Genomic DNA, 13,795 nt, shown 5'->3' on the forward strand with positions numbered 1-13,795 from the left:
GCCAGCCGCACAGTAAAAAGAGCATCATGAGCGAAATTATTTACGGCATCCATGCCGTCAAAGCCCTGTTAGATAACGATCCGCAGCGCTTCCTGGAAGTGTTTATTCTGAAAGGGCGCGACGATCGCCGGCTGCAACCGCTGATCGCCGAGCTGGAAGCGACCGGCATTGTTATCCAGGTGGCGAACCGTCAGTGGCTGGATGAGAAAGTCGAGGGCGCAGTACATCAGGGCATCATCGCCCGGGTGCGCGAAGGGCGTCAGTATCAGGAAAACGATTTGCCTGGCCTGCTCGAAGGCATAGACACGCCATTCCTGCTGGTGCTGGACGGCGTGACCGACCCGCACAACCTCGGCGCCTGCCTGCGCAGCGCGGATGCGGCCGGCGTGCATGCGGTCATCGTCCCGCGCGATCGTTCCGCCCAGTTGAACGCGACCGCCAAGAAAGTGGCCTGCGGCGCGGCGGAAAATGTTCCGCTGATCCGCGTTACCAACCTGGCGCGTACCCTACGTTTGCTGCAGGAAATGAACGTCTGGGTCGTCGGCACCGCCGGCGAAGCCGACCATACGCTGTTCCAGAGCAAAATGACCGGCCCAATGGCGTTGGTGATGGGGGCTGAAGGCGAAGGCATGCGCCGCCTGACCCGCGAACACTGCGATGAGCTGATCAGCATCCCGATGGCGGGGACGGTTTCTTCTCTGAACGTCTCTGTCGCCACCGGCATCTGTTTGTTCGAAGCGGTGCGCCAGCGCAGCTGATTTATCCACGGGGGCGCTTGCGCCTCCGTCAATTTCCCACCTTGTGATCCCACCTCCGGCAAAAATCCCCCTTGTGACCATAATTACTCCTGAAGCCTTTATCAGGGAGCAAGCCGATGGTCTGGACAACGCATACCGTTTTCAATCAACCCAAGCCGCTGGGCAACAGCAATCTGTTCCTGTCTGATACGTCGCTGCATGAGGCGGTACAGCGCGAGCAGGCTGGCTGGGACACCGACGTACTGGCCTCGCTGGGCCAACAGCTGGGTACCCAGGAATCGCTGGAACTGGGGCGACTCGCCAACGCCAATCCCCCTGAACTGCTGCGCTATGATGCCACCGGGCAGCGCCTGGACGACGTTCGTTTCCATCCCGCCTGGCATATTTTGATGCAGGGGCTGATCGCCAACCGGGTGCATAACCTGCCGTGGCAGGAGGATGCCCGTATCGGTGCGTTCGTAGCGCGTGCCGCGCGCTTTGTGCTGCATGCACAAGTGGAAGCCGGCACCTTATGCCCAGTGACGATGACCTTTGGCGCTATTCCTCTGCTGCGACGCTTGCTGCCGTCAGAATTTCAATCCTGGCTGTCGCCGCTGCTTTCCGACCGCTACGATGCGCATTTGTCCCCGGGTGGGCAAAAGCGTGGTTTGCTGATTGGTATGGGAATGACCGAAAAGCAGGGAGGATCCGACGTGCTGAGCAATACCACCACCGCCACCCCGTTAACTGCTCGCGGTTCTGGGGAAGCGTACCGGTTGGTGGGGCACAAATGGTTCTTCTCGGTGCCGCAAAGTGATGCGCATCTGGTGTTGGCGCAGACCGAAGGCGGCCTGTCCTGCTTCTTCCTGCCGCGTATTTTGCCCGACGGTACGCGCAATGCTATACGGCTGGAACGGTTGAAAGATAAGCTGGGCAACCGTTCCAACGCCAGCAGCGAGGTGGAGTTCCAGGATGCCACTGCCTGGCTGCTGGGTGAGGAAGGGGATGGTGTGCGGCATATCCTTAAAATGGGGGGGCTGACGCGCTTTGACTGCGCGCTGGGCAGCCACGGCTTGATGCGTCGCGCGTTATCGGTAGCCTTGTACCATACCCTGCAGCGGCAGGCATTTGGCAAGACGCTTATCGAACACCCGATGATGCGTCAGGTATTGGGACGTATGGCGTTGCGGCTGGAAGGGCAGACGGCGGCGCTGATGCGCCTGGCTCGGGCTTATGACAGCGCCGACGATCCTCTTGAGCAGGCATTGTGTAGGGTACTGACTCCGGCGGCGAAGTTTGAGGTCTGCCGACAAGGGATCCCTTTTGTGGGAGAGGCCATGGAGGCGTTGGGGGGCCTGGGGTATTGCGAAGAGAGTGAACTGCCGCGACTCTATCGTGAAATGCCGGTGAACAGCATCTGGGAAGGTTCCGGCAACATTATGTGCCTGGACGTGATGCGAGCCTGGGGAAGATTACCGGTGGTACAGGAAGCGCTGGAGCGTGAATTTGGTGAGGTGAAGGGACAGAATCGACATTTTGACCTCCAGTGGCGACGCCTGAGCCAACTGATGCGTAAACCCCATGAAGAACAGGGGCGGGCGGTCACCAGCACGTTATTCAATTTGTTCGTGGCGGCACAGCTTCTGCGCTACAGTTCACCACCGTTGGCGGAAGCCTGGTGTCAAATGACGCTCGACGCCCGTGGCGAACGGATACTGCCTGATCGGTTGTGCGATATGCTGTTTGCCAGAGCGATGGGCGGCTAGGGAAAACAGTGGCGTCGCAACAGAAAAAGCTTTTTAATTCAGCACTTGACCCGTAAGGGATACTGACCTCTGACCAGGAAACATGACATGGATATTCTCAGCGCGTTGGCGGCATTCGCCTCTTACTTCTTCAGTGGCTTTGCCATGGTTCTGGTGTTCTTGTTTGTTTATACCCGTATTACGCCGCATGACGAATGGGCATTGATCAAGGCGGACAACCCGTCAGCCGCCTTCGGGTTCGTCGGTGCCTGCCTGGGGTATGTGATCCCGCTGGCCAGCGCGGCGATCAACTCGATCAGCCTGCTGGACTACCTGCTGTGGGGCGTAGTGGCGCTGGTGGTGCAACTGTTGCTGTTCGCGGCGGTGAAAATCTACATGCCGCGCATCAGCGACAAGATTGAGTCCAATCATCTGGCCGCCGGGATTTTCCTGGGGGGCGTTTCGATCAGCGGCGGCGTGCTAAATGCGGCTTGCATGAGTTATTAAAGATAAAAAATCGCCGAGGCGCGCCAGCCGGGCTGATGCGCCTGTTCCTCCATCTGCAGAATACGGTAATAGCTTGCCCCATGCTCATCAGCCTTGCGGGCAATGACCTGTTCGACGTCCTGAGGCGAGCCGGAAAGATTATTCAGGGTGATTTGCGCAATTTCACTGAGCGGTGTCACACGGTCCGCGGGCGCCAGTTCGGCAGACTGGGCGCTGACAGTGAGCAACCCCACGGAGAGCAGGAGGGCGGTGAGTGCGGCGGAGCGTTTCATGGCGTTCCCCTTCGTCGAACGACCGCAGATTGCGGCAGGTTGACCGCCAGTGTGCAATATCCAACTTCAGTCTGTGCAAAGCCATTGTAAATATGGTTAAAACGCCGCAGCTTACCGATACAGGATCGCCTGCGAATACCATTGGCCGGGAACGACGGTTTCGCTGTTCATGATGATCATGTAATAGCGTGCGCCGCTGGCGTTGGCCTTCCTGTTAATCTCCGCTTCCACATCCATCGGGCTGCCGTAAACCAGGGCGCTGGTGGTGCCTATCTTTACCAACTCAGAAGTTTGCGCTCGGGTGATCTCCTGCGCCCGATCGGTAGGCGGCGGCGGCGGCGGGGCTTTGGGTGTTGTGGTCATTATTCCGCAGGCGGAAAGCGATGCAGCCAGCGTCAGGAGCAGCAGCAGGCGGGAAAGTTTCATGGATACCTCGAGGAAACCGCTATCATGGCTTCAGTGTAACCCAATATAAAGTGGAACAGATTGAGCTAATGCTTTTAGCTCAAGTTTGCCATTATGAAGGCAACAGGTACGCAGAGGGAAAAACGGATGATTGAAATACATGACGAACGGGTGGGCGAGGTTGCGGTGATCCATGCTGTGCCGGCGGGGCAGTATCATCAGCCGCTGCCGACGGTGTTTTTCTACCATGGTTACACCTCGTCGAAAGAAGTGTACGCCTACTTTGCCTATGCGTTGGCCAGGGCGGGTTTTCGCGTGGTGCTGCCGGATGCCGATCTGCACGGCGAGCGCTTTGACGGTGATGAACAGCGGCGCTTGGCCAGCTTTTGGGAGATCCTCAAACGCAATATCGACGAACTGCCGGCGCTCAAAGCGCAGTTTGAGCAGCGTGGCCTGATTGCCGACGGGCGGATCGGCGTGGCCGGTGCCTCAATGGGCGGCATGACCACCTTGGGCTGTTTTGCGCGCTATCCGTGGATTAACGCAGCTGCCAGCCTGATGGGGAGCGGTTATTATACCTCGTTGGCCCAGACGCTGTTTCCGCCGTTGGATGAACAGGGCAATCTGTTGACGGCCGCCGGTTTTGCGGCGCGCATCGCCGTTCTGGCGGATTACGGTCTGGAGTATCAGTTGGAAAAGGTTACCGATCGCCCGCTGCTGCTGTGGCACGGTGAGGCGGACGATGTGGTGCCGGCGGCGGAAAGCCTGCGGTTGGCTACCGAACTGCGCCAGAGCGGTTGGGATCGCCAGTTGACGTTTATTAGCGAACCGGGCGTCAAGCACCGTATTACGCCGTTGGCATTGTCCGCGACCGCAGACTTTTTCCGCCGCGAGCTGTAAAAAAAGCCCCCTGAATAATAGGGGGCCAGGTATTACCATTCAGCGAGAGCGTCGCCTGTTCTCATTTGCCGCTTGTTGGCGCGGCTTCGTTCCCTGGTGCTGCATTTTCGCTTAGCGGTACAGCTCGGCGCTGACGTGAATGGTGCTGTTGCTGTCCGGCTCATGCAGGGCAATGATGCGGTAGGCGGTGGCACCCCGCTGGTCGGCTATTTTGCTCACCTGGCTGGTGGCGTCATCCGGTGATACCACGTTCTGGTTTAGAGTGACGAAACCGACGCTCTGGCGCTGGTCGGCCTCATGCGAAGTGATTTCGGTGGCGGCCATGACGTTGGTGGAAAACAGTAAAGCAATGGCGGTGGCGATGGTAATGCGTTTCATATTTGCCTCTCTTAACCGTTTGCTTCAACGGCCTGACAGCGGGTGCCAGTGCAGCAAAAAGTTATTTATATACATTGAATAACTTCAAATCTTTTTCGTCGCGCTGTCTGCGGCGGATAAGTACAATTTTAGACCTTCCGGCCGGATTAAAAAGTGTGTGGTTTTGATAGCCTATTTCAAAAAAAATGAATAAAATTTACGCGTCGATGATGATTTCATTGAAAGATTTTTGGAACTGATGGATCTGCATACATAGGTTCCGCAGAGAGCAAATCGTGCTATTTTTGAATTGGCCTCGCATTACCGATAATAAACCTCACGCTGTCCTTGAGTTTTTTAACCCCCGCAAGTATGATTACGCGTCATTTTTTCAGCCGTACACACATACACGTTCCTTGCTTCCATGGGCCACGGTTGACCCTGACAGGAGGCTGAATAATCCGTAAGGAGCAATTCGATGCGTCATTACGAAATCGTTTTTATGGTCCACCCTGACCAAAGCGAACAGGTTCCGGGCATGATCGAGCGTTACAGTGCTACCATCACTAACGCTGCTGGTCAGATTCACCGTCTGGAAGACTGGGGCCGCCGTCAACTGGCTTACCCGATCAACAAACTGCACAAAGCCCACTACGTTCTGCTGAACGTTGAAGCTCCGCAGGAAGCGATCGATGAGCTGGAAACAAACTTCCGCTTCAACGACGCCGTTATCCGCAGCATGGTTATGCGCGTTAAGCACGCGGTAACTGAAGCATCTCCGATGGTTAAAGCGAAAGACGAACGTCGTGGCGATCGCCGCGAAGACTTCGCTAACGAAACCTCAGATGATGCAGATGCTGGGGATTCTGAAGAGTAATTGCTGCTGTGACGTCTAATCGTCTGGTTTTGTCGGGCACTGTGTGCAAGGCGCCGGTTCGAAAGGTGAGTCCTTCCGGGATCCCCCACTGCCAATTTGTGCTAGAGCACCGTTCGCAGCAGGTTGAAGCCGGATTTAGCAGACAAGCATGGTGTCGAATGCCCGTGGTTGTCAGTGGACAACAGTCACAAGCACTAACTCAAAGATTAACGGTCGGCAGTCAGATAACCGTGCAAGGCTTCGTAAGTTGCCATCAAGGGCGCAACGGGCTGAACAAACTGGTTCTGCATGCCGAGCAGATTGAATTGATAGATTCTGGAGACTAGCCTAATGGCACGTTATTTCCGTCGTCGCAAGTTCTGCCGTTTCACAGCGGAAGGCGTTGTTGAGATTGATTACAAAGATATCGCAACGTTGAAAAACTACATTACCGAAAGCGGTAAAATTGTCCCGAGCCGTATCACCGGTACTCGTGCAAAATACCAGCGTCAGCTGGCTCGCTGCATCAAGCGTGCTCGCTACCTGTCCCTGCTGCCATACACTGATCGTCATCAGTAATCGGCCGCTGTCTATTAACGACTTTAAGAGGATAAGGTAATGCAAGTTATTCTGCTTGATAAAGTAGCAAACCTGGGCAGCCTGGGTGATCAGGTTAACGTTAAAGCGGGCTACGCCCGTAACTTCTTGGTACCACAGGGCAAAGCTGTTCCTGCTACCAAGAAAAACGTAGAGTTCTTCGAAGCACGTCGTGCTGAACTGGAAGCCAAACTGGCTAACGTTCTGGCTGCTGCTGAAGCTCGCGCAACCAAGATCAACGAACTGGGTTCAGTAACCATCGCGTCTAAATCAGGCGACGAAGGCAAACTGTTCGGCTCTATCGGCACCCGCGACATCGCTGACGCAGTTACTGCGGCAGGCGTTGAAGTTGCCAAGAGCGAAGTTCGTCTGCCGAACGGCGTTCTGCGTACCACTGGTGAACATGAAGTTGAGTTCCAGGTACACAGCGACGTGTTCGCTAAGCTGAATGTAGTTGTGGTTGCAGAAGCTTAATCGCTCCTGCCAGCCAAGTTAAAACGCCAGCCTTGTGCTGGCGTTTTGCTTTTCTGCGCCAGGTAAAACGCGCTACCCTGCGATTACCCTTGGCGAGGAGAAGCAGTAAATGACAGATATCAATTTACAGCGCGTGTATGACTTTACCGGTCCTGCGCCGGAGAACTGCTACCTGATTGATCGGCTGTGGCCGCGTGGGGTTAGCAAGGAACGGTTGCTGGGCGTGCAGTGGCTGAAACAGGTTGCGCCGGATAACGCACTGCGGCAGTGGTTTCATCAACACGTCGATCAGTGGGAAGAGTTTGAACGCCGCTACCGGTTGCAACTGGTGGAAAACGAAACCTGGCAGCCGCTGGTGACGTTATTGCGGCAGGGGCAGGCCTTGACCTTGCTGTACGGCAGTAAAGACACACAGCACAACCAGGGCGTGGTGCTGCGTGACTTCCTGTTGGCTCAACTGGCGGATTACCGCTCGCGGCGATAGCCGCCGTCGGCCTGACGGCGGAACAGGGCCTGGGTATTGTCTGCGGTGGTGACCGACAGCGCGGTAATCACGCCGTTGGCATCACGTTCGATACGCACTTCCTGACCTACCTTCATGTTGCTGAGCGGTTTGTCGCTCCCTTCCACTTGTGCCATGGCGAAGACTTCGTTCACCGGCAGGCTGTTATCGCGAAATAGCTGCGCCAGCGTTTGGCCAGGCTGGATCTGATAGCGTTGCCAATTGCCCGCAGGTTCCGGTTCGGCCGCTTGCTGCTGGCCATTATCTTGCAAATCGGCTTGCAGCGGTATGCCGTTGCCCTGCTGGGTGACCGGGAATGGCTGCTTCTCTGACGAGTAAGGCCATAACAGCGCCAACAGCAGAATCACGCCGAAGATAAGGGTCCAGCGACGATGGAAATAGGGCAGCGGTTCCATCCAGCCGAAGTTGTCCGGCAGGTGCCAGATCTTCAGCAGTAACGCTTTTATTCCCTGTCCTTTGCCGTTTACCGGCGGTTGCTCTGAATCCGGATCTTCTGCCGCCTCTGGCGCAGGGCCAGGTTTCAGGCGCTGGCTGAAGTTCAGCCAGGTGCGCAGCAACGGCTGGTAGATACGGGTGGTTTTCCTTCTCCTGGGCGAGATTCTGCCCATGGTGACCTCTCTTCAACTGCGTAAAAATGCCACAGTACAACATGGTGTACCGCCGGCCCGATTTCCTGCTTTCAGTATAGTCCGCTAACTGTTTGAAGTGAAAGGCAGCAGCAATTCAATGGCTGTCGCGGCAGGCGATGAGCCTGGGATCGCGGGAACGGGCGTTAACAGGGGGCCATTGTTTCTTTTTCTACGACAAAAGTCATCATTCTCCACACAAGATTTTACCCGGCTTTCCGGCACTGTTATGCTGCGCCTTCGACTTTTTACAGACTAAAGGAAAACCCCATGACAACCCCTTCTTTTGACAGCGTTGAAGCGCAAGCAAGTTACGGGATTGGTTTACAGGTCGGCCAGCAGTTGCAAGAGTCCGGTCTGGAAGGTTTGCAACCGGAAGCTTTGCTGGCAGGCTTGCGCGACGCGCTGGAAGGGAATGCCCCGGCGGTTCCGGTAGACGTAGTGCACCGTGCACTGCGTGAAATCCACGAGCGTGCGGATGCCGTGCGTCGTGAGCGCCAGCAGGCAATGGCCGTTGAAGGTCAGCAGTTCCTGGAAGACAACGCCAAGCGTGACGAAGTGACGCTGACCGAATCCGGCCTGCAGTTCTCAGTGCTGGAGCAGGGCAATGGCCCAATCCCGTCCCGTCAGGATCGCGTGCGCGTGCATTACACCGGTCGTCTGATTAACGGCGACGTGTTCGACAGCTCCGTAGAGCGCGGCCAACCGGCAGAATTCCCGGTTAGCGGCGTGATCCCAGGCTGGATCGAAGCGCTGACTCTGATGCCGGTTGGCTCCAAATGGCAGTTGTATATCCCGCACGATCTGGCCTACGGCGAGCGCGGTGCCGGCGCATCCATCCCGCCATTCAGCGCGCTGGTGTTTGACGTCGAGCTGTTGGAAATTCTGTAATTCAATAACAGATTTCTCTGGGCGCCTTAATGGCGCCCTTGTTTTATGCACCGCTCAGCGCACGTGGGAACAACAGGTTGTTCTCCAGATTGATGTGTTCCATCAGGTCGTCGATGAACTCGTCGATGCCGCCATACAGCGCCTGCCAGGTATTGCATGCTCCTTCCGGTGGCGTCACGTTATGGGTGAGAAATTTCACCACCTCAAGCTGTTCGCCCGCTTCGTCATGCTCATGCTCCATCACCGAGATCGGCCCGGCGGCCTGGCGTCCCATGCCCTGTTTGATCATCGGGAACAGGATCTGCTCTTCTTTCATCATGTGGTTTTCCAAATCCAGCCGGATCAGGTTCAGCTGTTTAGCCAAGCCGCGCGGGCAGGTGGGTTTATCTGCATGTACCCGCTCAACCTTTTCTGCCATCAGCACCAGTTCGGCCAACTGTTCACGGTGCCGTTGATGGAAGCGCGGCAGAATGTGGTCAATCACTTCGCCGAGCGGCGCAGTGCGCCAGTCGCGGGTTTGTTCCGGTTTGGCGGCGAGGGCGGCCAGCTCGGTTTCCAGCCGATCGATATCCAGCCCTCTGCGCTCGGCGGCGCGTTGCAGCGTTTGCTTGCCGCCACAGCAATAATCCAGATCGTTCAGACGAAACAAGCGGGATGCCCGGGGAATGGCGATGGCGAGTGCGCCGAGGGATTGATTGCGGTAATCCATGGTAGTGCCTCTTTAAATGAAGGAATTTTATAACATGCATTTTAAATGCAATTTAAAGGGCGCGCCAGAGAGAAAAAGAGGTAGGTAGCCGAGGGAAGGTATTTCCCCCGGCCTGGTGCTTATTTACTGCTCAAATCGATCTGATAAACCGCAAAACCGATGCTGTCCGTGCCCTCTGCCTTCATCGGGTACTGCGCATGCGCTTTGATAAACGCCGTGGCTTTCTCACTGGGTGAGGTTTCGAAGCGGATATCCAGCGGCTGTGCACTGCTGAACGTCGCCAGGCGCCAGTTATTGTCCACCTGTGGCCTTACCGCGCCGTGTTTTTTAGTCTCGGCACCGATATACGCCGCCAGTACTGAACGGTTCTCGTCCGGCGACGCGAAGGCGATGTGCTTGTCGCCGGTGCCGGCAAACTTGCCGCCGTAAGCGCGGTAGTTATTGGTGGCAACCAGGAAAGTGGCGTTCGGATCGATCGGTTTGCCCTTGAACGTCAGCTGCCTGATGCGTTCCGCCTTGTCATTGATTAACTGGCATTCGCCGTCGTAGCGCGCCGGTTGGCTGACGTCGATCTGGTAATTCACACCGTCAATCACGTCGAAGTTATAGGTGCGGAAGCCGTCCCAGTTAATCAGGCCTTGTGGTTTGTTGCTGGAGACGTCGATCTGATTGAACTGCCCGGCCGAGCATTCCAACCATTCCTTCACCTCTTTGCCACTGGCTTTCACCACCACCAGCGTGTTGGGGTAGAGATAGAGATCGGAAGCGTTGCGGAAGGTGAGCTGGCCTTTTTCCACTTCCACGAAGCTGGCCGGGTCGTTTTTGCGCCCGCCGACCTTGAACGGCGCTGCGGCTGACAGCACTGGCAGGTCGGCCAGATCCGGATCGCCTTGAATGTAGTGTTCAACATAGGCCTTCTGCGCATTGTTGACGATCTGCACCGTCGGATCGTCCTGCACCAGCGCCAGATAGCTGTACATGTTGTCGTCAGATTTGCCGACCGGCTGGCTGACGAAGTCTCGCGTGCCTTTATGATCCTCTGCCAGCACTTTCACCAGAGCCGTGTCTTCCGCGGCCAGTGATTTCTTGTTTTCTTTGTCGTAGATCGGTCGCGCTTCCGCTTCGGCGGAGGCCACTTTCCAGCTGCCGGAGTCGTTGTTCAGTTGCAGATCAACCACGCCGAGGTGATCGCCCCATTGGCCCGGCATGACCGCCGGTATGCCATTCAGCAGGCCTTTTTCAATATCTGCGCCTTTGATAGCGGCGAAGTCCTTGCTCGGGAATACCGCGTGGGCATGGCCGAACATGATGGCATCAATGCCCGGTACCTGGCTGAGGTAGTACACCGAATTCTCCGCCATGGCCTTATAGGGTTCGCTGGAAAGGCCGGAATGCGGGATTGCCACCACCAGGTCGGCGCCCTGTTTGCGCATTTCAGGCACGTAGCGTTTGGCGGTTTCGGTAATGTCATTAACCGTCACCTTGCCTTGCAGATTGGCTTTATCCCACACCAGAATTTGCGGGGGGACGAAGCCGATATAGCCGATGCGTAAAGTATGTTCCTTGCCGTCACGGTCTTTTACCGGCGTATCGACGATAATATAAGGGGTGAATAGCGGTTTTTGAGTTTTAGCGTCGATCACGTTGGCGTTGATATACGGGAATTTGGCGCCGGCAATGGCGTTTTTCAGGTAGTCCAGCCCGTAGTTGAATTCATGGTTGCCGATATTGCCGACCACGTAATTCAGCGTATTCATCGCCTTGTATACCGGGTGTACGTCGCCCGGTTTGAGCCCCTTGGCCGCCATATAGTCGCCCAGCGGGCTGCCCTGAATAATATCGCCGTTGTCCACCAGCACCGCATTGGTGGCCTGCTGACGCGCCTGCTCGATCAGGCTTGCGGTGCGCACCAGACCGAATTTATCGGTCGGTTTATCTTTGTAGTAATCGAAGTCCATCATGTTGCTGTGCAGGTCGGTGGTTTCCAGTACGCGCAGATCGACCGTTGCCGCCTGCGTTGAGGCGCAAACCAGCATAGCGAGGGCGGACAACGTCAGCGGACGCTTCATCATTTTTGGCTTTCTCCATTCTATTTTTCGAGTTTTATCGCAGAGGGACATGTAATTAACATTGGTTGTCTCACCAAACTGTGAAGTGTGGCAGAAAATTGGCCGAGGTTACGCAGGAAATGTCACAGTTGTGACGGCAAAGACTTGAATAAATACCGATGGTTAAACCGTTGTGATGGATATTCCATGCAAAAAAAACTAGGCTGCTAGCAATGAGGAAGGGGAAATGACCCACGGAACTGCATATCTGAGGTGAATGATGTTAGAGCAAATTTGCCAACTGTCCCGCGAGGCGGGGGCGGCAATCATGGCGGTGTATGACGGTGAACAACCGCTTGATGTCGCGCAGAAAAAAGATGATTCACCGGTGACGGCGGCCGATCTGGCGGCGCATCATATTATCAAACGCGGGCTGGCGGCGTTAACGCCGGACGTGCCGCTGCTGTCGGAGGAAGATCCGCCAGCCTGGGAGGTGCGTCGGAACTGGACGCGTTATTGGCTGGTCGATCCGCTGGACGGCACCAAGGAATTCCTCAACCGCAACGGCGAGTTTACGGTCAACATCGCGCTGATTGAAGACGGCCAGGCGGTAATGGGCGTGGTTTACGCACCGGCGATAGACGTGTTGTACCTGGCCGAGCGCGGTAAAGCCTGGAAAGAAGAGAAAGGACAACGCCAGGCGATCCGCGTCAGCAATGCTCATCCGCCGCTGGTGGTGGTAAGCCGCTCCCACAGCGACGAAGAATTGAAGGATTACCTGAACCAACTGGGCGAGCATCAGACTATTTCTGTCGGATCATCGCTGAAGTTCTGTTTGGTGGCGGAAGGAAAGGCGCAGCTCTATCCGCGTTTTGGACCGACCAATATCTGGGATACTGGCGCCGGCCATGCCGTCGCGGTGGCTGCCGGGGCGCAGATCCACGACTGGAAGGGCCAGCCGTTGCTTTATACGCCGCGTGAATCTTTCCTCAACCCCGGCTTCCGGGTTTCGCTGTTCTGATTCAGTTCAGGAGCTGGTGCAGTTGGGTCATGACCTGCTGCACCTCTTCCGGTGTCAGCGCGCCGTCTTTGGCGAATTGGATCTTGCCCTGTTTATCCAGCACCACAATGGCCGACCCTTTTGGCTGTAGATCCCAGGCTTTGCGAACGTTACCGTTGCTGTCGACCACAAACTGCGACCACGGAAACTCCTTCTTGCTGTCCTCAATGCTGTTGCGAACAAACATCGCGGTGCCGAGCAGGGCGTCGTCGGTATTGACTATTGTCGTCGTTTGGTAACGTTCGTGCGGTAGCTTAGCTTTTTTAATCGCTTCTATCAGTGGGTCGTTCATGTCCTTGGCGGAGCTGCGGCCGGCAATATGCTGAATCACTCGCACTTTCCCACTGAGCTGCGCGCTATTCCAGTTTTTATAGCTAAACTTATCATTAGCGTAATTTAACTCTCCTTTATCGCTGACGCCGACCGGCGCGACGCGTTGCTGGAGCTGGAAGTTGTGCGCAGAGGCCAAAAGGGGAGCAAACAGCAGGGATACAATGAGCATGCTACTTTTTTTCATGCCTTCTCCTTGGAAGGGGACGGTGCCGACAGCACCCAACAGCCTAAAGCATAGGTGGTGATCGGAGGTCTGTCCTGTTAGCCGGATCGCAGTTTTTCCTTCTGGTGGGTAATACCTTTATTTTGAAGGGATATACTGAGAAAGTTATATATTATCATATACAATTCTGTCAAAAAGTGTAAATCCAGTGAAGATGACCGAGCGGAAGTGAACGATATGGTCTTTACTAGGTCTACTACATGGCAATCAAGTTGCGTTCTTACTTTAGAGGCTACCACCTTGGCGGCTCGCTGAGCGCATGGACCAAACGGAGGAGAGTAAAAGAATGAGAATCTTCCAGCGTTATAACCCATTGAAAGTGGCGAAGTACGTAAAGACCCTGTTTCGTGGCCGGCTGTATATCAAAGATGTAGGCGCGTTCGAGTTCGACGAAGGGAAAATCCTGATACCGAAAATTCGTGACAGACGCCATTTCAGTGTGATGTCAGAGGTGAACCGGCAGGTGTTGTTGCTGCAATCTGAGATGGGTTAATGCGCTATACCCGTCGTATTTCAAGCGGCAGCGTTGTTT

Annotated in this window: 19 protein-coding genes; 12 read left to right on the top strand and 7 right to left on the bottom strand. The window is 55.7% G+C overall.

The window, feature by feature from the left end:
• Positions 1-26 precede the first annotated feature (26 nt).
• The 3 genes from rlmB to SPL01S_RS21675 all read left to right on the top strand — a co-directional run bounded on the left by rlmB (position 27) and on the right by SPL01S_RS21675 (position 2,989).
• Entirely contained in the window at positions 27-758 is a 732-nt protein-coding gene (rlmB, locus tag SPL01S_RS21665; RefSeq protein WP_004952724.1) for a 23S rRNA (guanosine(2251)-2'-O)-methyltransferase RlmB, read from the top strand.
• Between the two features lie 116 nt (positions 759-874).
• Entirely contained in the window at positions 875-2,503 is a 1,629-nt protein-coding gene (locus tag SPL01S_RS21670) for an isovaleryl-CoA dehydrogenase (RefSeq protein WP_063202780.1), read from the top strand.
• A gap of 87 nt (positions 2,504-2,590) precedes the next feature.
• Positions 2,591-2,989 (top strand): DUF350 domain-containing protein, encoded by a 399-nt coding sequence (locus SPL01S_RS21675; RefSeq protein WP_062869284.1) that lies wholly within the window; start codon positions 2,591-2,593, stop codon positions 2,987-2,989.
• Here SPL01S_RS21675 and SPL01S_RS21680 read toward each other — a convergent pair.
• Both SPL01S_RS21680 and bsmA read right to left on the bottom strand, forming a co-directional pair.
• Positions 2,986-3,261, bottom strand: a complete 276-nt coding sequence (locus SPL01S_RS21680) for a YdgH/BhsA/McbA family protein (RefSeq protein WP_063202782.1) — start codon at positions 3,259-3,261, stop codon at positions 2,986-2,988. The genes SPL01S_RS21675 and SPL01S_RS21680 overlap by 4 nt on opposite strands.
• 111 nt (positions 3,262-3,372) lie before the next feature.
• Positions 3,373-3,687 (bottom strand): biofilm peroxide resistance protein BsmA, encoded by a 315-nt coding sequence (bsmA, locus tag SPL01S_RS21685; protein ID WP_063202784.1) that lies wholly within the window; start codon positions 3,685-3,687, stop codon positions 3,373-3,375.
• Between the two features lie 126 nt (positions 3,688-3,813).
• Here bsmA and yjfP point away from each other — a divergent pair, with 126 nt between their 5' ends.
• On the top strand, positions 3,814-4,566 hold the full coding sequence (gene yjfP / locus SPL01S_RS21690) for an esterase (RefSeq protein ID WP_063202786.1): 753 nt from the start codon (positions 3,814-3,816) through the stop codon (positions 4,564-4,566).
• 111 nt (positions 4,567-4,677) lie between these two features.
• On the opposite strand, the gene SPL01S_RS21695 is transcribed toward yjfP, so the two are convergent.
• Positions 4,678-4,944, bottom strand: coding sequence for a YdgH/BhsA/McbA family protein (locus tag SPL01S_RS21695; RefSeq protein ID WP_063202788.1), 267 nt, complete (start codon positions 4,942-4,944; stop codon positions 4,678-4,680).
• 457 nt (positions 4,945-5,401) lie between these two features.
• Between SPL01S_RS21695 and rpsF the strand changes: the two genes are divergently transcribed.
• The 5 genes from rpsF (at position 5,402) to SPL01S_RS21715 (ending at position 7,334) form a co-directional block, all read left to right on the top strand.
• On the top strand, positions 5,402-5,800 hold the full coding sequence (rpsF, locus tag SPL01S_RS21700; protein WP_004952743.1) for a 30S ribosomal protein S6: 399 nt from the start codon (positions 5,402-5,404) through the stop codon (positions 5,798-5,800).
• Between the two features lie 8 nt (positions 5,801-5,808).
• The gene (gene priB, locus SPL01S_RS24890) at positions 5,809-6,126 is read left to right on the top strand and encodes a primosomal replication protein N (protein WP_004952746.1); all 318 of its coding nucleotides are present in this window, start codon (positions 5,809-5,811) and stop codon (positions 6,124-6,126) included.
• A gap of 4 nt (positions 6,127-6,130) precedes the next feature.
• On the top strand, positions 6,131-6,358 hold the full coding sequence (gene rpsR / locus SPL01S_RS21705; protein WP_002210155.1) for a 30S ribosomal protein S18: 228 nt from the start codon (positions 6,131-6,133) through the stop codon (positions 6,356-6,358).
• Positions 6,359-6,397: 39 nt separating this feature from the next.
• Complete coding sequence (gene rplI / locus SPL01S_RS21710) at positions 6,398-6,850, top strand: 50S ribosomal protein L9 (RefSeq protein ID WP_004952751.1); 453 nt, start codon at positions 6,398-6,400, stop codon at positions 6,848-6,850.
• 109 nt (positions 6,851-6,959) lie between these two features.
• Positions 6,960-7,334 carry a DUF488 domain-containing protein gene (locus tag SPL01S_RS21715; protein WP_063202790.1) on the top strand — a complete coding sequence of 125 codons (375 nt, stop codon included), beginning with the start codon at positions 6,960-6,962 and terminating at the stop codon, positions 7,332-7,334.
• Here the strand turns inward: SPL01S_RS21715 and SPL01S_RS21720 are convergent.
• Positions 7,316-7,981 carry an OapA family protein gene (locus SPL01S_RS21720; protein WP_063202792.1) on the bottom strand — a complete coding sequence of 222 codons (666 nt, stop codon included), beginning with the start codon at positions 7,979-7,981 and terminating at the stop codon, positions 7,316-7,318. The genes SPL01S_RS21715 and SPL01S_RS21720 overlap by 19 nt on opposite strands.
• A 288-nt stretch (positions 7,982-8,269) precedes the next feature.
• Here SPL01S_RS21720 and bamJ point away from each other — a divergent pair, with 288 nt between their 5' ends.
• Positions 8,270-8,890: a BamJ family beta-barrel-assembly machinery protein gene (gene bamJ / locus SPL01S_RS21725; protein ID WP_004952760.1), complete on the top strand. Its 621-nt coding sequence runs from the start codon at positions 8,270-8,272 to the stop codon at positions 8,888-8,890.
• Between the two features lie 43 nt (positions 8,891-8,933).
• Here bamJ and ytfE read toward each other — a convergent pair whose 3' ends face one another.
• The gene (ytfE, locus tag SPL01S_RS21730; protein WP_004952763.1) at positions 8,934-9,599 is read right to left on the bottom strand and encodes an iron-sulfur cluster repair protein YtfE; all 666 of its coding nucleotides are present in this window, start codon (positions 9,597-9,599) and stop codon (positions 8,934-8,936) included.
• A 119-nt stretch (positions 9,600-9,718) separates the two neighbouring features.
• Entirely contained in the window at positions 9,719-11,671 is a 1,953-nt protein-coding gene (locus SPL01S_RS21735) for a bifunctional 2',3'-cyclic-nucleotide 2'-phosphodiesterase/3'-nucleotidase (RefSeq protein WP_063202793.1), read from the bottom strand.
• Between the two features lie 256 nt (positions 11,672-11,927).
• On the opposite strand from SPL01S_RS21735, the gene cysQ reads away from it, so the two are divergent.
• On the top strand, positions 11,928-12,668 hold the full coding sequence (cysQ, locus tag SPL01S_RS21740; RefSeq protein WP_062869756.1) for a 3'(2'),5'-bisphosphate nucleotidase CysQ: 741 nt from the start codon (positions 11,928-11,930) through the stop codon (positions 12,666-12,668).
• Between the two features lies 1 nt (position 12,669).
• Here the strand turns inward: cysQ and SPL01S_RS21745 are convergent, their stop codons facing one another.
• Positions 12,670-13,224 carry a YtfJ family protein gene (locus SPL01S_RS21745; protein WP_006323250.1) on the bottom strand — a complete coding sequence of 185 codons (555 nt, stop codon included), beginning with the start codon at positions 13,222-13,224 and terminating at the stop codon, positions 12,670-12,672.
• Between the two features lie 325 nt (positions 13,225-13,549).
• Between SPL01S_RS21745 and SPL01S_RS21750 the strand changes: the two genes are divergently transcribed.
• Positions 13,550-13,756, top strand: a complete 207-nt coding sequence (locus SPL01S_RS21750; RefSeq protein ID WP_004952776.1) for a DUF1107 domain-containing protein — start codon at positions 13,550-13,552, stop codon at positions 13,754-13,756.
• Positions 13,757-13,795 lie beyond the last annotated feature (39 nt).

The sequence above is a fragment of the Serratia plymuthica NBRC 102599 genome (assembly GCF_001590925.1).
Classification (GTDB): Bacteria; Pseudomonadota; Gammaproteobacteria; order Enterobacterales; family Enterobacteriaceae; genus Serratia; species Serratia plymuthica.